Origin of the sequence: Nocardia salmonicida NBRC 13393 (assembly GCF_001613085.1) — a bacterium.
Taxonomy (GTDB): domain Bacteria; phylum Actinomycetota; class Actinomycetes; order Mycobacteriales; family Mycobacteriaceae; genus Nocardia; species Nocardia salmonicida.
Map to the genome: position 1 here is coordinate 33,187 of NZ_BDBR01000013.1, position 16,806 is coordinate 49,992.

General features: G+C 69.1%; 15 protein-coding genes. 13 read left to right on the forward strand and 2 right to left on the reverse strand.

From position 1 onward, the window contains the following. The first annotated feature begins 36 nt into the window (after positions 1-36). From NS1_RS15830 to hisH, 8 genes are all read left to right on the forward strand, one after another. Entirely contained in the window at positions 37-897 is an 861-nt protein-coding gene (locus NS1_RS15830) for an arylamine N-acetyltransferase family protein (RefSeq protein WP_062985433.1), read from the forward strand. A 120-nt stretch (positions 898-1,017) separates the two neighbouring features. After that, positions 1,018-3,069, forward strand: coding sequence for an acyltransferase family protein (locus NS1_RS15835; protein WP_084503773.1), 2,052 nt, complete (start codon positions 1,018-1,020; stop codon positions 3,067-3,069). Positions 3,070-3,136: 67 nt separating this feature from the next. Further along, positions 3,137-4,879 carry a penicillin-binding transpeptidase domain-containing protein gene (locus NS1_RS15840; RefSeq protein WP_062985435.1) on the forward strand — a complete coding sequence of 581 codons (1,743 nt, stop codon included), beginning with the start codon at positions 3,137-3,139 and terminating at the stop codon, positions 4,877-4,879. 88 nt (positions 4,880-4,967) lie between these two features. Continuing rightward, a complete protein-coding gene (locus NS1_RS15845; protein ID WP_084503760.1) occupies positions 4,968-6,563 on the forward strand; it encodes a serine/threonine-protein kinase in 1,596 nt (531 codons plus the stop codon). 130 nt (positions 6,564-6,693) lie between these two features. After that, positions 6,694-8,031 (forward strand): histidinol dehydrogenase, encoded by a 1,338-nt coding sequence (gene hisD / locus NS1_RS15850; protein ID WP_062985437.1) that lies wholly within the window; start codon positions 6,694-6,696, stop codon positions 8,029-8,031. Then, the gene (locus tag NS1_RS15855) at positions 8,028-9,155 is read left to right on the forward strand and encodes a histidinol-phosphate transaminase (protein ID WP_062985439.1); all 1,128 of its coding nucleotides are present in this window, start codon (positions 8,028-8,030) and stop codon (positions 9,153-9,155) included. The genes hisD and NS1_RS15855 overlap by 4 nt, the downstream gene beginning before the upstream one ends. Before the next feature lie 23 nt (positions 9,156-9,178). Beyond that, complete coding sequence (hisB, locus tag NS1_RS15860) at positions 9,179-9,793, forward strand: imidazoleglycerol-phosphate dehydratase HisB (RefSeq protein ID WP_056824871.1); 615 nt, start codon at positions 9,179-9,181, stop codon at positions 9,791-9,793. Next, positions 9,790-10,419: an imidazole glycerol phosphate synthase subunit HisH gene (hisH, locus tag NS1_RS15865; RefSeq protein WP_056824708.1), complete on the forward strand. Its 630-nt coding sequence runs from the start codon at positions 9,790-9,792 to the stop codon at positions 10,417-10,419. Before hisB ends, hisH begins: the two co-directional genes overlap by 4 nt. A gap of 30 nt (positions 10,420-10,449) precedes the next feature. On the opposite strand, the gene NS1_RS15870 is transcribed toward hisH, so the two are convergent. After that, on the reverse strand, positions 10,450-11,691 hold the full coding sequence (locus tag NS1_RS15870) for a DUF2786 domain-containing protein (protein ID WP_062985441.1): 1,242 nt from the start codon (positions 11,689-11,691) through the stop codon (positions 10,450-10,452). Positions 11,692-11,901: 210 nt separating this feature from the next. On the opposite strand from NS1_RS15870, the gene NS1_RS15875 reads away from it, so the two are divergent. Continuing rightward, positions 11,902-12,504, forward strand: coding sequence for a maleylpyruvate isomerase family mycothiol-dependent enzyme (locus NS1_RS15875; protein WP_062985443.1), 603 nt, complete (start codon positions 11,902-11,904; stop codon positions 12,502-12,504). Positions 12,505-12,540: 36 nt separating this feature from the next. On the opposite strand, the gene NS1_RS15880 is transcribed toward NS1_RS15875, so the two are convergent. Continuing rightward, positions 12,541-13,452 carry an RNA polymerase sigma-70 factor gene (locus NS1_RS15880; protein WP_062985445.1) on the reverse strand — a complete coding sequence of 304 codons (912 nt, stop codon included), beginning with the start codon at positions 13,450-13,452 and terminating at the stop codon, positions 12,541-12,543. 166 nt (positions 13,453-13,618) lie between these two features. On the opposite strand from NS1_RS15880, the gene NS1_RS15885 reads away from it, so the two are divergent. The 4 genes from NS1_RS15885 (at position 13,619) to hisF (ending at position 16,573) form a co-directional block, all read left to right on the forward strand. Continuing rightward, on the forward strand, positions 13,619-14,104 hold the full coding sequence (locus tag NS1_RS15885; protein WP_062985447.1) for a carboxymuconolactone decarboxylase family protein: 486 nt from the start codon (positions 13,619-13,621) through the stop codon (positions 14,102-14,104). A gap of 86 nt (positions 14,105-14,190) precedes the next feature. Beyond that, entirely contained in the window at positions 14,191-14,922 is a 732-nt protein-coding gene (priA, locus tag NS1_RS15890; protein ID WP_062985449.1) for a bifunctional 1-(5-phosphoribosyl)-5-((5-phosphoribosylamino)methylideneamino)imidazole-4-carboxamide isomerase/phosphoribosylanthranilate isomerase PriA, read from the forward strand. A gap of 8 nt (positions 14,923-14,930) precedes the next feature. Next, on the forward strand, positions 14,931-15,752 hold the full coding sequence (locus NS1_RS15895; RefSeq protein ID WP_056824693.1) for an inositol monophosphatase family protein: 822 nt from the start codon (positions 14,931-14,933) through the stop codon (positions 15,750-15,752). A gap of 5 nt (positions 15,753-15,757) precedes the next feature. Beyond that, positions 15,758-16,573, forward strand: coding sequence for an imidazole glycerol phosphate synthase subunit HisF (gene hisF / locus NS1_RS15900; RefSeq protein WP_056824868.1), 816 nt, complete (start codon positions 15,758-15,760; stop codon positions 16,571-16,573). The last annotated feature ends 233 nt before the right edge of the window (positions 16,574-16,806 follow it).

The window sequence follows — 16,806 nt, forward strand, 5'->3', positions numbered from 1 at the left end:
GGTTGTGCGAAAGACACCGACCGGAACGAGGATGCGATGACCGACCCAGTGCCCGACGATCACGGCTGGCGGGGCGCCGAGCTCGACCTGGACGCCTACCTGGCCCGAATCGGCTTTGCCGGGCCGCGCACCGCCTCGGTCGACACCCTGCGCGCACTCGTGCGCGCCCACACGACCTCGATCCCCTTCGAGAATCTCGAGATCATCCTCGGACGGGGCATCCCGCTCGACCTCGACTCGCTGCAGCGCAAGCTGATCCTTCAGCGTCGCGGTGGTTACTGCTACGAGAACGTCGGGGTGTTCGCCGCCGCGCTCGAACGGTTCGGTTTCGGTGTCAGCGGACTCAGCGGGCGGGTCACCTACGGTGTGGCCGATACCGGCGTGCTGCGGCCGGCGACCCACGCCCTGCTGCGCGTGAGCACCCCTGACGACGATCGCGTCTGGATCTGCGATGTCGGTTTCGGTTTCGGACCGCTGGAACCGTTCGAACTGGTCGACAGCGGCGGCGAATTCGCGCTCGGCGACTGGCGCTACCGGCTGGAGCACCGGGCCGGTGGCCTGTGGGTGCTGTACCAGTTCAGCCGCGACGGCTGGACGGACCGCTATACCTTCACCGAGAACCCGCAGTTCCGCATCGACTACGCGGTCGGCAACCACTTCGTGTCGACCTCGCCACGCTCGCCGTTCACCACCCGCCCCTTCCTCCAGCGATTCCTGCCCGAGGTCCACCATGTGCTCGACGACCTGACGCTGAGCTCGGAATACCCCGACGGCACCGCCACTTCGCATGACCTCGATCCCAGCGAGCTGACCAAGGTGCTGGCCGAAGTATTCGACATCGACCTCGACGAAGCCGACGCGGCCACCCTGGCGACCACGCCCTGGCGAACCCGATAGCACCCTCTCCGCGCGGCACGGCGGTTTGCTTCCTGGGTGTCCCTACGGCAAATTGATGGTTACTTGCCGGGAAACAAATCTGTTGTGGGGGCCGATTCTGTGGGGTCGTTGGTGCCGAATATCCGGACCGCATCGCCGCTCGTGCCGGGTGCGGCGGCGGTTCGCGGCACCGTCGAACGGCGCCAGGATCTGGACGGACTGCGCGGGGTAGCGATCGCGCTCGTGGTGGCGTTCCACGTGTGGGCGGGCCGCGTATCCGGCGGAGTCGACGTTTTCCTCGTGCTGTCGGGATTCTTCTTCACCGGCGCGGTGGTGCGCGGGGTGGAGCGCAGCGGTGGGGTGTCGGCCAAGGAGACGGCGCGACGGACCGTGCGCAGGCTGATGCCGTCGTTGGTCGTGGTGTTAGGGGCGATTCTGCTCGCCACGGTGGTGATGCGGCCGTATACCCAGCTGGGCGAGGCCGCGGCGCAGACGTTGGCCTCGATGTTCTACGGCCAGAACTGGTATCTGGCCACCGCCGAGCTCGACTACCTCTCACCCGATCCCTCGGTGAGCCCGTTGCAGCACCTGTGGTCGATGTCGGTGCAGGGGCAGTTCTACCTGGTGATCCTCGCGCTGCTGGCGGGGTGGGCCTGGTTGCGCAGACGCGGTTCGGCCGGGCGGCTCACCCTGGTGATCGTGCTGGGCGGGCTGGCGTCGCTGTCGTTCTGGTACGCCGTTTCGGGGACCGGGCAGCACCAGGCGTGGACCTACTACGACAGCGTCGCGCGCGGCTGGGAGTTGCTCGCCGGTGCGATGCTGGCCGTCGCGGCACCCTGGTTGCGGTTGCCGAATCGGCTGCGTGGGCTCGCGGCCGCGCTCGGGCTGGCGATGGTGCTGTCGTGCGGACCGCTGTTCGACGGCGCGAATCAGTTCCCCGGTGTCGCGGCGCTGTGGCCGGTGGCGGCCGCCTGCCTGGTGATCGCCTCGGGGTTCGCGGCGGCAACGCAGGCGTGGCCGAACCGGCTGCTGGCCGGACGGTTCTGTACCGAACTCGGCGCGCTGGCCTACCCGCTGTACCTGTGGCACTGGCCGATCCTGATCTTCTATCTGGGCGAGACCGGGCGCGCGAATGCCGGGATCGTCGACGGGCTGGTGGTGATCGGCGCCTCGCTGGCGCTGGCCTACGCGACCACTCGGCTGATCGAGACGCCGCTGCGCATGCCGCCTCGGGGCGAGCGGCCGGAAACCCGCAAGGCGGCCGGCGCCCTGGTCACCGCCACCGCGGTGGCGGTCCTGATCGCCTCGGTGGGGTGGCAGGTGGTGCTGGTGGCCAACCCGGCGGTGCCGCCGCAGGCACTCGACACCCACCGCTATCCGGGCGCCGCCGCCCTGTACTCCGGCGCCGAGTACTCGCCGGAACCCATGCGCCCCACGGTCTTCGAAGGCCAGGCCGACACCCCGTCGCCGACCACCGACGGCTGTATCACGCCCAACCGCGAAGTCCGCGTCTGTACCTACGGCGACCCCACCGCAACCCGCTCGATCGCGCTGGTCGGCGGCTCGCACTCCGAGCACTGGCTGCCCGCGTTGGAACCGCTCGCCGTCGAACACGGGTTCCGGGTGGTCTCCTATCTCAAGGAAGGGTGCCCGGTGGTCCTCGCCGATCAGCCGTCCTATGCCGAGTGGCCCTTCCCGGAGTGTCACGAATGGTCGGTGGAGGTGCTCGACCGGCTGTCGGCCGAACCGCCTGACTGGGTGCTGACCCTGTCCACCCGCTACCGCATGAACGGCGTGGGCGACGAGGTGCCCGCCGAATACCTCGAGGTGTGGACGGCGATGCAGGATCGGGGCTTCAACGTGCTCGCGCTGCGTGACACCCCACGGCTGCGCCGCGACGGCGTCCTCTACCGCGCCACCGATTGCCTGGCCCACCGCGGCGACCCCGACAGCTGCGGCCTCGATCGCGGCGAGGTCCTCGACCCGCACGATCCCGCCGAGATACCGGCGGCCGGCTACCCGAATATCCATCCGCTGGACCTGTCCGATGCCGTCTGCCGACCGCAGCGCTGCCGGGTGGTCGAGGGCAATGTGCTCATCTATCGCGACGAGCATCACCTGACCGCCAGTTATGCCCGCTCGCTCGCTCCCGAACTCGGCCGCCAGATCGGGGCGATCACCGGGTGGTGGTAGCGGATGGCCTCGTCACAGCAGAAACGACAACCCCACCGGCACCACGGATCGAGCTAGTCTCGGACCCGTGCGCACTCCACGGAAGGCATCGGTCCTACTCGTCGCGCTCGCTGCGCTGCCCCTGGCCTGCTCGTCCGGACCCGACCAACCACAGACCGTTGCCGAGTCCTTCGCCGCCGCGCTGACCAGCGGAGACGCCGCCGCCGCTGCCGAACTCACCGACGCACCCGAGGCAGCCCGCCCGGTGCTGACGGCGCTGTTCGACAACCTCGGCAAGAACGACACAGTCCGGGTGTCGTCCACCGACGACAAGTCGTTCACGCTGGAATCCACCTGGAAATTCGGCCCAGACGGCCGCAACGCGTGGACCTACTCGAGTGCCGGAACCACCACCGGCGCCGACGGGTGGAAGATCGCCTGGCAGCCGACCACGGTCGCGCCCGGCCTCGACCTCGGCGCGCTGAGCTACAGCCCGGTCGCCGCGAAACCGGCCAGAGTGCTCGACGCCTCCGGTGGTGACCTGATGACCCAGCAGGTGGTCACGCTGGTGAACGTCGCGCCCGATGCCGACCTGTCCGCCGCCGCCGCGCTGCTCGCGCCGCAGGGGGTCAGCGAGGCCACCTTACGGGCGGATCTGGCTGCGGCACAGGGCAAACCGATTACCGCCGTCGCCCTGCGCGATGCCGACATCGCGCCGGTGCAGCAGGCACTGACCGGCGTGCGCGGCGTGACGCTCGCGCCACAGATTCGGCTGCTCACCGTCGACAAGACGCTGGCCGGACCCACCATCGGCGGGCTCGCCGAGGTCTGGCAGGACCAAGCCGACACCGCCGCGGGCTGGGCGATCCGCGCGCAGACCGCCGAGGGCACCCAGCGCATCGCCGGACCCGACGCGAAGCCGACCCCCGACATCGCCAGCACCCTCGACATCGACCTCCAGCACGCGGCGGAGGACGCGCTGACCCCGATCGCCACCCCGTCCGCCATCGTCGCGCTGCGACCCTCGACCGGCGAGGTGCTGGCCGTCGCGCAGAACGCGCCCGCCGACGCCCAGGGCCCGATCGCGCTGACCGGGCTCTACCCGCCGGGCTCCACGTTCAAGACCGTCACGGTTTCGGCGGCCCTGCAAGCGGGCGGCGTCACCCCCGACACCGTGCTGCCCTGCCCGGGCCGCGCCACCATCGAGGGCCGCACGATTCCCAACGACAACGGCTTCGACCTGGGTATGGTGCCCCTGCACACCGCGTTCGCGCGTTCGTGCAACACCACGATGGCCGAGTTGGGAGTGCAATTGCCCGCCGACGGATTGACCGCGGCCGCCCAACAGCTGGGCCTCGGGGTGGATTATGTGACACCCGGCTTGACGACTGTCACAGGGAAAGTTCCACCCGCCGAAAATCCGGCGCAACGGGTCGAATCGAGCATCGGACAGGGCACGGTGACCGCCTCGCCGTTCGGGATGGCGCTCGTCGCGGCCTCCCTGGTGCACGGTTCCGCGCCCGCGCCGAGCCTCATCCGCGGCCGTCCCGGCACCCCGGATCGGACTTCGCCGCCGGTGCCCGCGACGGTGACGTCGCAGCTAGAGACCATGATGGGGGAGACGGTGAGTGCGGGCACAGCCACCGCGCTGCGCGACATCCCCGGTCTGCTCGGCAAGACCGGCACCGCGGAGTATCTCGACGACACCCACGCCCACGGCTGGTTCGTCGGCATCGAGGGTGATCTGGCGTTCGCGGTGTTCGTCGCGGACGCCGGAAGCTCCGGACCGGCGGTCGAGGCAGCGGGACGGATGCTACGTGTGACACCATGAGTCGTCTTTCCCCCCGCAGGCGAGCAATCCCCCCGCTGCCGCACGCGGTCATCACTGCGCCAGCTACACTCGGCGGCGGACCATACCCATGGTCAATACGCGGGATGTCACAATTTCGAGAAGGTTCGGAGTAGGCGCCATCGATACCGGTCAGAAGATCGCGGAGCATTACCGCCTGGTCGAGCGTATTGGTAGCGGCGGCACAGGCGTTGTATGGCGTGCTGTCGACGAACGCCTCCAACGCTCCGTGGCTGTGAAGCAGATCCACATCAAACCCAGCTTGCCCGAGGGCGAGCGGGATGTGTTGCGCCAGCGCGCGATTCGGGAGGCCCGCAACGCGGCGCGCTTCCAGCATCCCAATGCCATCGTGGTATTCGACATCACCGAGCACAACGGTGATCCGTGCCTGGTGATGGAGTACCTCAAGTCGGTCAGCCTCGCGGGGGAGCTGGGTCAGAAGGGCCCGCTGCCGCTGCTCGAGGTCGCCCGCATCGGTGAGATGGTCGCTTCCTCGCTGATCGCCGCCCACCAGGCCGGTTTGGTGCACCGCGACGTGAAACCGGGCAATATCCTGCTCGGCGACCACGGTGAGGTGAAGATCACCGACTTCGGCATCTCCCGTGCGGCCGGCGACGTGACGCTCACCGAGACCGGGTTGATCTGCGGAACTGCCGCTTATCTGGCACCCGAGGTGGCACGCGGCTCCGACCCCACGCCCGCCGCCGACGTATTCGCCCTAGGCGCAACGCTTTTCCATGCGCTGGAAGGCGAACCGCCCTACGGCGCCAACTCCAACCCCCTCGCGGTGCTCTACGCCGCCGCCAACGGTCAGGTGCGCGAGCCCCACAACGCGGGCCCCGCCACCGACTTCCTGCTCGACCTGCTCAGTCCGGACCCTCTCGACCGTCCGACGATGACCGAAGCCCGCGACGCGCTGGCTTCGTTCGCTGAGGACGACGCGGTCCCCGCCGGGTTCGTGCCTGCCAGTGAGGCTTTCAATCGTCGCAACTCCGCGGCGACCACCCAGGTGATCCGGCAGTCCGGTCGCCGGGCCTCCCACGCGGGCGCGTCCACGGCCACAACCCGCCAGATCCGCTCGAATCCGCGTCCGCAGGTCCGGCAGGACACCGCGGCGCACCCGCAGACCCAGGCTCATCCCATGCCCGCCCCGCGCAAGCAGGCAGGCAAGGGGCGTGCGGTGCTGATCGGATCCGGTGTCGGCGCGCTTGTCGCTGCGATCGCCGTCGCCGTCAGCGCGCTGAGCAGCTCCGATTCCGATTCACCGCGGGTGCAGGCGAGTCCGCCGACCTCGGTGCAGGCCTCGGCGGCTCCCAAGCCGAGCGCGGCGGTTCCTCCGCTCGGGCAGGCCGGCAATGTCGGCACGGTGGACATCGGTTCGGCCGGTCTGCTGGTCGAGAACTTCTTCAGCAACCCAGGCGGTTCGTGGTCGCTGCTCACCCCCGCCGCGCAGGAGGTGTACGGCAGTGAGTCCGCGTTCCGCGAATACTGGAACGACCGCACTGTCGAGAACTTCGCCAGCATCACCGCGGTCAGCGGCAACAATGCCGACGGCTCCACGAATATGCGCCTGGCCAGCATCACCATCAACGGCTCGACAAAGGCCATGGTCATGCGTGTGGTGAGCTCGGGTGGCAGTCTGCGCATCGACGGAGACACCCGCTAGGTGGTACGTGCGACGGATCCGTAGGACGGGTCCGTCGCCTCGGCGGGATGTGGGTGGAAAAGCGATGGCGGGCGACCATTAGGCTGGTACCTGACCTGAGCCCCACCACAGAACAGGACCGTACCCCGATATGACTTCCCGCATCGAGCTCGCCCGCGTCGATCTGCGCGGTCGTACTCCTTCCGCTGCCGAGCTGCGCACCGCGCTGCCGCGCGGAGGGGTCGACGTGGACTCGGTGCTGCATCATGTGCGGCCGGTCGTCGAGGACATCCGCGATCGGGGCGCCGCGGCGGCGCTGGACTACAGCGAGAAGTTCGACGGTGTGCGGCCCGCCGTGGTGCGGGTGCCGGTCGGCGAGCTGACCAAGGCGCTGGCCGAGTTGGACCCGGCCGTGCGCGCCGCACTCGAGGTGGCGATCGAACGGACCAGGAAGGTACACGCTGATCAGCGGCGCACCGACACGGTGACCGAGGTCGTGCCCGGCGGCACCGTCACCGAGAAGTGGCTGCCGGTGGAGCGGGTCGGGCTGTATGTGCCCGGCGGCAACGCGGTGTATCCGTCCTCGGTCGTGATGAACGTGGTGCCCGCGCAGGCCGCCGGTGTCGAATCGCTGGTGGTGGCCTCGCCGCCGCAGGCGCAGTTCGGCGGGCTGCCGCACCCGACGATCATGGCGGCCGCCGCGCTGCTCGGGGTCGACGAGGTGTGGGCGGTCGGTGGCGCGCAGGCGGTGGCGTTGCTGTCGTACGGCGGTGTCGATACCGACGGTGGGGCGCTCGAGCCCGTCGATCTCATCACCGGTCCCGGCAATATCTATGTCACCGCGGCCAAGCGACTGTGCCGTGGGCTGGTCGGCATCGATGCCGAGGCGGGCCCGACCGAGATCGCGGTGCTGGCCGACGCCACGGCCGATCCGGTGCATGTGGCCGCTGATCTGATCAGTCAGGCCGAGCACGATGTGCTCGCGGCCAGTGTGCTCGTCACCGATTCCGTAGCGCTGGCCGACGCGGTCGACGCCGCGCTGAATGCTCAACTCGCCGTGGTCAAGCACAACGATCGTGTGCGGGAAGCGTTGAGCGGCAAGCAGTCCGGGACCGTGCTCGTCGACGACATCGCGCAGGGCCTTCGGGTGGTCGATGCCTATGCCGCCGAGCATCTCGAGATCCAGACCGTCGACGCCGCCGCGGTCGCCGCTCGGGTGCGCAGCGCGGGCGCGATCTTCGTCGGGCCGTGGGCGCCCGTCAGCCTGGGCGACTACTGCGCAGGCTCCAATCACGTGCTGCCGACCGCGGGTTGCGCCCGGCATTCCTCGGGGCTGAGCGTGCAGACGTTCCTGCGTGGCATCCACATCGTGGAGTACACCGAGGCGGCGTTGAAGGATGTGGCCGGACACGTTGTCGCCCTGGCCGACGCGGAGGATCTGCCCGCGCACGGTCAGGCTGTGCAGGCGCGTTTCGAGGCGCTGTCGTGAGCACTCCCACCGTGCCCGGCGCCTCGGCGACCCTGGATCAACTGCCGTTGCGGGACAATCTGCGGGGCAAATCGCCTTATGGCGCACCGCAATTGACGGTGCCCGTCCAGCTCAATACCAACGAGAACCCACACCCGCCGAGCAAGGCGCTGATCGACGACGTCGCCGAATCGGTGCGGGCCGCCGCCGTGGACCTGCACCGGTACCCGGATCGCGACGCCGTCGCACTGCGTCACGACCTGGCCGAGTACCTGACCCGCCAGACCGGCGTCGCTGTCGACACCGCGAACGTGTGGGCGGCCAACGGCTCCAACGAGATTCTGCAGCAGCTGTTGCAGGCCTTCGGCGGGCCCGGCCGCAGCGCACTGGGTTTCGTGCCGTCGTACTCGATGCACCCGATCATCTCGGAGGGCATCGACACCGAGTGGGTCGAGGCGAAGCGCAGCGGTGACTTCTCGCTCGACATCGACTACGCGGTGGCCCAGATCGTCGAACGCCGCCCCGATGTGGTGTTCGTGACGAGCCCGAACAATCCGACCGGGCACAGCATTCCGATCGACGAGCTCGAGCGGATTCTCGATGTCGCGCCCGGCATCGTCGTCGTGGACGAGGCCTATGGCGAGTTCTCGGCGGCGCCGAGCGCGATCACGTTGATCGACCGGTTCCCGACCGAGCTCGTGGTCACTCGGACCATGAGCAAGGCGTTCGCCTTCGCGGGTGGGCGCCTGGGTTACCTGGCCGCCTCGCCCGCGGTGATCGACGCGATTCTGTTGGTGCGGTTGCCGTATCACCTGTCGGTCGTCACCCAGGCCGCGGCGCGCGCCGCCCTGCGCCATGCCGACGAGACCCTCGGCAGCGTGGCGGAACTGGCGGCTCAGCGTGACCGGGTCGCCGCCGCGCTGGTGGCGCTCGGCTTCGATGTGATCCCCAGCGACGCCAACTTCGTGCTGTTCGGCCGGTTCACCGATGCGGGCGCGGCGTGGCAGCACTACCTCGACGCGGGCGTGCTGATCCGCGACGTCGGGATCCCCGGTTACCTGCGCGCCACCATCGGCCTGCCCGCGGAGAACGACGAATTCCTGCGCGTGAGCCGCGATATCGCGGGCACCGACCTTACTCACTGAATCCACCTGTGGAGGAACACATCATGAGCAGAACAGCGCGGGTGGAACGCGTCACCAAAGAGTCCTCGATTCTGGTGGAGCTGAACCTCGACGGCACCGGGCAGACCGAGATCTCCACCGGGGTGCCGTTCTACGACCACATGCTGACCGCACTGGGCGCGCACGCCGGGTTCGACCTGGTCGTGCGGGCCGAGGGCGACATCGAGATCGAAGCCCACCACACGGTCGAGGACACCGCGATCGTGCTGGGTCAGGCACTCGGCCAGGCGCTGGGCGACAAGAAGGGCATCCGCCGCTTCGGCGACGCGTTCATCCCGATGGACGAGACCCTCGCGCACGCCGCCGTCGACGTGTCCGGTCGCCCCTACTGCGTGTTCACCGGCGAGCCGGAACACCTGGTGCACACCATCATTCCCAGCGCGGGCCCCGGCGCCTCGTACTCGACCGTGCTCAACAAGCACGTCTTCGAGTCGATCGCGCAGAACGCCCGTATCGCCCTGCACGTGCGGGTGCTCTACGGCCGCGACCAGCACCACATCACCGAGGCCGAATTCAAGGCTGTCGCGCGGGCTCTGCGCGCCGCCGTCGAGATCGACCCGCGGGTCAGCGGTGTGCCGTCCACGAAGGGTGTGCTGTGAGATCGGTTGTTCTGCTCGACTACGGTTCCGGCAACCTGCACTCCGCCGAACGCGCGCTGGTGCGTGCGGGCGCGCAGGTAGAGGTCACCGCCGATCCCCAGGCCGCGTTGGCGGCCGACGGACTCGTCGTCCCCGGCGTCGGCGCGTACGCGGCCTGCATGGCCGGGCTGCTCGCGGTGCGCGGTGACCGGATCATCGGCCAGCGCCTCGCCGGTGGGCGTCCCGTGCTCGGCATCTGCGTCGGCATGCAGGTCATGTTCGACCGCGGCGTCGAGTTCGGCGTCGAGACCGAAGGTTGCGGCGAATGGCCCGGCACGGTCGCGGGCCTGGACGCCCCCGTCCTGCCGCACATGGGCTGGAACACGGTGAAGGCCCCCGCCGACAGCACCCTGTTCGCCGGTATGGACGCCGACACCCGCTTCTATTTCGTCCACTCCTACGCGGCCCAGCAGTGGGAACTGCCCGAGAACGAGCACATCGCCTCCCCGAAGCTCACCTGGGCCGAGCACGGCGTGCCGTTCCTCGCCGCGGTAGAGAACGGGCCGCTGTCGGCTACTCAGTTCCACCCGGAGAAGTCCGGCGACGCGGGGGCGCAGCTGCTGCGCAACTGGATCGGCTCGCTGTAGCTCTATCGAGGGCCTCGAATCGTTGTCGGGTCAGGGGTTGTCGACGTCGGCTCGGTCGGCGGCTTCGGTGCCCGCGGTCCAGCCTTCGGCGCTGCGGATGGTGATGCCCCGGGTGCGGACGGTGGGGAAGTAGGTGTCGAAGGCTTTGTCCACTCGTTGCTGGTGGGTGGCCAGGACCGGGAGTAGGTGGGTGGGGTCGGGGGAGTCGGCGATGGTCGCTTCGGCGGCCTCGGCGAGGCGTTCGCCGATGCGGGTGGCGTAGGCGGTGAGGAAGGCCTTGCGGTAGTGGCGGGAGCGGGATTCCTCGGTGGCGGCGTTGTCGATCATGGTGCGGGTGGCTTGGACGAGTAGGGAAGTCGACAGGATTTCCACGGCGTCGAGGTCGGGATCGTCGCCGACGATCGTGACGAAACCCCAGTCGGCGACGAAGATCGCGCGGGAGCGGTTGGCGCGGGTGACCATGTCGATGAGCAGGGCTTTGGCGTCGGTGTAGGGGGTTTCGAGCCAGATACGGCGGGCGGCGGGGAGGTCGGGGTCGGTGCGCTGGGAATCGATCAGGGCACGGTCGATCGCGTACTTGGTCATGAGTTCCTGCGCCTTGGCGGACAGGGTTTCGGCTTCCTCGGCGAAGGACGTCGACTCGGCTTTGGCCAGGAGACCGCGGACTCGGCCGAGGGTTCTCTCGTCGACGTGGTGGTGGGTGACGGTCTGCCCGCGGGTACCGGGCAGGGGAACGATCTGCTCGAGTTTCGGGAGTTGGATGAGCAGGGCCAGGGCGCCGAGGGCCGACTCGAGGGCCTCGTCGTCGGTGAGCAGTGCACGGTCGGCCCACTGTTGGAGGTGGGGGCGCTCGGCTGTCCACCACACCGTGGCGCCCAGTTCGTCCAGTTGGGACTGCCAGATCTCGTCCACCGACTCGGACGCGAAGCCGACCCGGTGTTCGGCCAGCAGATCGGTCAGATAGCCGACCGCGAACTCGTCGACCCGCCTGCGCGCGGCCTCGTGAACATCCCTGGGCAACCAGCCGAACTCGAAGGCGCGGGCGATGATTCGTCGCGCGGCGAGCTGGACCCCGGCGGCCGACTCCGCGCCCGCCACCTGTTCGACGAACCTCGTGATCGCGATCTTGTCGCCCTGCGCGGCGAGGAAGGCGACGGTCGCGATCGCGTCGGCGACCTGCGACGGATCGCCCGACAACGCGGCATCGATCGGGAGTCCAGGAGCGGCTGTCGGTTTGCGACCGGTCCGGCGCCGACGATTCTGCTTGGCCAAGGTGTGCGCCGATCCTGTTCGTGAGGTGAAAGCGGGCAGCGGAGGAGAAGTTCGCGGCGTTCATTGTCGCGCATCGCCGCACGGTCGGCTTCGACGCGTCGGTCCAGGTCAGCCGCCCTGGACGGATCACGGATCGTAATCACTCCTCGCCCAGCAGAATCCGACCGTGGAAGGATTCGCCGAGGCGATCGGTCCGATTAGGGTGGCGGTATGAGTTATCGGGGGATGCTGGTCGACGAACGGGCCGAACTGGTCGAACTGCTGCGGGGGTTGAGCGAGCAGGAATGGGAGACGCCGTCGCTGTGCGCGGGGTGGCGGGTTCGCGACGTCGTGGGACACCTGATGCAGGACACGCTGAGTCCGCTGAGTTACGCGGGGGTGGTGCTGAAGAGTCGCGGGTCGGTGAATCGCACCAATAATGCTCTCGCGCAGTCGTTCTCGGGGCTTTCGACCGAGCAGTTGGTGGACAAACTCGACAGGGAGTCGGGTCGGTTGTCGAAGTATTCGCCCCGGCTCATGCTCTCCGACCTCGTGGTCCACCACCAGGACATCCGCCGCCCGCTGGGTCGTCCTCGCACCATCCCCGCCGACCGCCTCGTCGCGGTCCTGTCCTACCCCGATCCCTTCGCCTTCCCCGGCAGATTCACCAAGGGGCTGCGTTTCGTCGCCACCGACGTGTCCTGGTCCTCGGGCGAGGGCCCGGAAGTTCGCGGCCCAGGTGAGGCCATCGTCCTGGCCGTGGTCGGCCGCACCGTCGCGCTCGACGATCTCACCGGCGACGGACTGCCCGAACTCCGCCGCCGCTTGGCCTGACCCACCTCGACGAGATCGCGCGCGGCGCCGATCGGTTCAGCGTCGCAGCGCTGTCTCCGTCTCCGTTCGCGACAACTTGTCGGGATTGCGCACGGAGTAGAGCCCGGTGATCAGACCGTCGTCGACGCGCACCGCGAACACCGTGTCGATCGCGCCGTCGAGTCGCAGGATCAGGGCCGGGTGGCCGTTGAGCTGGGCTGGTTCGACGGTCATCTCGGCGCTGATCCTCGGCACACTGGCGGTGAGCAGGGCGGCGACCAGGTCGGCTCCCACGATGGGCGAGAGTGCGGCCTGTTTGATTCCGCCACCGTCGCCGAGAAAGACGACATCCGGCGCGAGGAGGTCGAGCAGGTTCTGTAGATCACCGGTTTCGATCGCGTGCTGGAAGGCCGCGAGCGCGTCGCGCGACTGGCTCGCGGACACGATCCCGCGCGGTCGGCGGGCAGCGACGTGGGCCCGCGCTCGGTAGGCCAGCTGGCGGACGGCGGGCGGGCTCTTGTCGACGGCGTCGGCGATCTCGTCGTAGTTCAGATCGAATACTTCGCGCAGCACGAACACCGCCCGCTCGATCGGTGCCAGCGTCTCCAGAACCAGCAGCATCGCCATCGAGACGCTCTCGGCCAATTCGACGTCCTCGGCCACGTCGGGCGTGGTCAGTAGGGGCTCGGGTAACCAGGGACCGACATAGGTCTCCTTGCGGCGGCCGAGCGTGCGCAGGCGATCGAGCGACTGGCGGGTCGTGATCCTGACCAGATACGCGCGCTGGTCGCGCACCGCGGCGAGATCGACTCCCACCCAACGCAGCCAGGTCTCCTGCAGGACGTCCTCGGCGTCGGCGGCCGAGCCGAGCATCTCGTAGGCGACGGTGAACAGCAGATTGCGGTGGGCGACGAACACCTCGGTCGCCGGGTCCTTCGCTGTGCCGTCGGGTGTGGTGTGCGGCGCCATGGGTTGCTCCTGTTTCCGCTCGGGTGTGTCACCACCAGACGCCGGCCACCGCCGTGGCGTAACACCGACGCGCCATGGCGTCCGTCACGCCGGGAACGTGTTACGCGGATCCGGTCGTCGCCGTCTCATGGTCGTTCGATTCAGCACAACCAGTGAGGAACACGTCATGGAACCCCGATTCAACCTGTTCGATACCGCGGTCGGCGCGAAGTTCGCCAAGCGGTTCGCCAACGCCAGCCTGGCCCTGCTCCAGTCGAGCCTGCCGAAGGCCACTCAGGATCTGGTGATGTTGCGCGCCAGCCAGATCAACGGCTGCGGCTACTGCACCGACGCGCACAGCAAGGATCTGGCGCACGCGGGAGAGGCCGCGACGCGGATCAACCTGGTCGCCGCGTGGCGCGAGTCCACCGTGTTCACCGAGGCGGAGCGCGCTGCCCTGGCACTCGCCGAGGAAGGCACCCGCGTCGCCGACGCCGCGCAGGGCGTGTCCGACGAGACCTGGGCGCAGGTGCGCGAGCACTACGACGACGAACAGCTCGCCGCCTTGGTCGCGGTGGTGGCGCAGATCAACGCGGCCAACCGGCTCGGGGTGATCCTGCGTCAGCAGGGCGGCTCCTATGAGCCCGGCATGTTCGAAGCCGCGGCCGACTGAGCGCGCACGGCGTGGTTCGCGTGACACGGGCCTCACCGCCGCGGACCGTTGCGGGAACGCGGACACAGACCTACTAGTCTGAATGGGTGAGTCTTGTGCTGTTGCCCGCTGTCGATGTCGCCAATGGTGAGGCCGTGCGCCTCGTGCAAGGGGAGGCCGGTAGCGAAACGAGCTATGGGTCGCCTCGGGACGCGGCGTTGGCGTGGCAGCAAGCGGGGGCCGAGTGGGTGCATCTGGTCGATCTGGACGCGGCCTTCGGCAAGGGGAGCAATCGCGAACTGATCGCCCAGGTCGTCGGCGAGCTCGATGTGAAGGTCGAACTGTCCGGTGGTATCCGTGACGACGACTCACTGAAGGCGGCGCTGGCGACCGGGTGCGCGCGGGTGAACATCGGCACCGCGGCGATCGAGAACCCGCAGTGGTGTGCCCGGGTACTCGGCGAATACGGCGACCGGATCGCGGTCGGGCTCGACGTCAAGCAGATCGACGGACAGTGGCGCCTGCGCGGCCGTGGCTGGGTGAGCGACGGCGGCGACCTGTGGGAGGTGCTCGAACGCCTCGAGCGCGACGGGTGCGCGCGCTATGTCGTCACCGACGTCTCCAAGGACGGCACGCTGACCGGGCCGAACCTGGAACTGCTGAGCGAGGTCGCCAATGCCGCCGAGGCTCCGGTGGTCGCCTCCGGCGGTATCTCGGTGCTCGACGACCTCGTCGCCATCGCGGGCCTGACCGACGACGGTGTGGAGGGCGCGATCATCGGCAAGGCGTTGTACGCGGGCCGGTTCACGCTGCCGCAAGCGCTGGCCGCGGTGCGCTGACACCACTGATGACCGCCACGCCGAGCACTGCCGAACTGACCGACCTGCTGACCGTCGCCACCCAGATCCTGGACGGCGTGGTGCCGCGTTTCGTCGAAGGACTCGGCGCGCCGAGCGCGGTGACCAAGGGCCGCAACGACTTCGCCACCGAACTCGATCTCGAGCTGGAACGCACCATCTCCGCCGAACTCCAGCAACGCACCGGGATCGCGGTGCACGGCGAGGAATTCGGTGGGCCCGCGCTCACCTCGGGCACGGCCTGGGTGCTCGATCCGATCGACGGCACCTTCAATTACTCCTCCGGCCACCCCATGTCGGGCACGCTGCTGGCACTGGTGCACGAGGGTGAGCCGGTGATCGGCCTGACCTGGCTGCCCATGCTCGGCCGCCGCTACGCCGCGGTGACCGGTGGGCCGGTGTACCTCGACGGTGTGGCGTTGCCGCCGTTGGCACCGGGCAGACTCGCCGACGCGATGATCGGGTTCGGCGCCTTCAATCTCGACTCGGCGGGCCGCATCCCCGGCCAGTTCCGATTCGACCTGCTCGGAGCGCTGAGCCGGTTGTCCTCGCGGGTGCGCATGCACGGCGCGACCGGCATCGACTTGGCGTTCACCGCGTCCGGGGCGCTCGGCGGCGCGGTCGTGTTCGGGCACCATCCATGGGACAACGCGGCCGGGGTGGCGCTGGTGCGCGCCGCGGGTGGCGTGGTCACCGACCTCGCCGGCGCGCCGTGGACCATCACCTCCGGTTCGGTGCTGGCCGCCGCGCCGGGCGTGCACGAAGAACTGCTGGAAATGATTTGCACTGTCAGCGAAGAAGAACGAGGGTGAACCGCATGACACCGCGCACCGACGAACGAGCGAGCACCACGGCGCCGAGCACCCTGGCGGTCCGCGTGATCCCGTGCCTCGACGTCGACGCGGGTCGTGTGGTCAAGGGCGTGAACTTCCAGAACCTGCGCGACGCGGGCGATCCGGTGGAACTGGCCGCGACCTACGACGCCCAGGGCGCCGACGAGCTGACCTTCCTCGACGTCACCGCCTCCACCGGCGACCGCGGCACCATGCTCGACGTGGTGACCCGCACCGCCGAACAGATCTTCATCCCGCTCACCGTCGGCGGCGGCGTGCGCACGGTCGAAGACGTCGACCGGCTGCTGCGCGCGGGCGCGGACAAGGTGTCGGTGAACACCGCCGCCATCGCGCGCCCCGAAGTGCTGTTCGAGATGTCGCAGCGCTTCGGCGCCCAGTGCATCGTGCTCTCGGTCGACGCGCGCACCGTGCCCGACGGTGCGCCCGACACCCCGTCCGGCTGGGAGGTCACCACGCACGGCGGCAAGCGCGGTACCGGTATCGACGCGGTCGAATGGGCCATCCGCGGCGCTGAACTCGGCGTGGGCGAGATCCTGCTGAACTCGATGGACGCCGACGGCACCAAGGCCGGTTTCGATCTGCCGATGATCACCGCGGTGCGCGCGGCGGTGCGGGTGCCGGTGATCGCCAGCGGCGGCGCGGGCGCGGTCGAACACTTTCCGCCCGCCGTGCACGCCGGTGCCGACGCGGTGCTGGCCGCGAGCGTGTTCCACTTCGGCGACCTCACCATCGGTCAGGTGAAGGACGCGATGCGCGCGGACGGCATCACCGTTCGCTGACGCGAGCTCCGGCCGAATTCGCCGGACGCCGAGACTGTTCCGACGATGAAATCCCCGTGCGTCGATCGTGACGACTCGCGATATCGGCGGTGTTGTCACCGGGTCGCCGCGGCGGCTGGGCAGGCCGCGACCTCGTATCATCGCGATGGTTCCCGGTGTCGTCACCGCCGACGTCGCCGAGGCGCGCGGCATCGCCGAGGCGAAAACCGCCTTCTACGACACGCCACCGATGT

Bases quoted from the DNA above. Each gene is read 5' to 3' on its own strand.
- hisD (WP_062985437.1), top strand. From the start codon at position 6,694: ATGACTTCCCGCATCGAGCTCGCCCGCGTCGATCTGCGCGGTCGTACT.
- NS1_RS15885 (WP_062985447.1), top strand. From the start codon at position 13,619: ATGGAACCCCGATTCAACCTGTTCGATACCGCGGTCGGCGCGAAGTTC.
- NS1_RS15895 (WP_056824693.1), top strand. From the start codon at position 14,931: ATGACCGCCACGCCGAGCACTGCCGAACTGACCGACCTGCTGACCGTC.
- hisF (WP_056824868.1), top strand. From the start codon at position 15,758: ATGACACCGCGCACCGACGAACGAGCGAGCACCACGGCGCCGAGCACC.
- hisB (WP_056824871.1), top strand. From the start codon at position 9,179: ATGAGCAGAACAGCGCGGGTGGAACGCGTCACCAAAGAGTCCTCGATT.
- NS1_RS15880 (WP_062985445.1), bottom strand. From the start codon at position 13,452: ATGGCGCCGCACACCACACCCGACGGCACAGCGAAGGACCCGGCGACC.
- NS1_RS15830 (WP_062985433.1), top strand. From the start codon at position 37: ATGACCGACCCAGTGCCCGACGATCACGGCTGGCGGGGCGCCGAGCTC.
- NS1_RS15845 (WP_084503760.1), top strand. From the start codon at position 4,968: ATGGTCAATACGCGGGATGTCACAATTTCGAGAAGGTTCGGAGTAGGC.
- NS1_RS15875 (WP_062985443.1), top strand. From the start codon at position 11,902: ATGAGTTATCGGGGGATGCTGGTCGACGAACGGGCCGAACTGGTCGAA.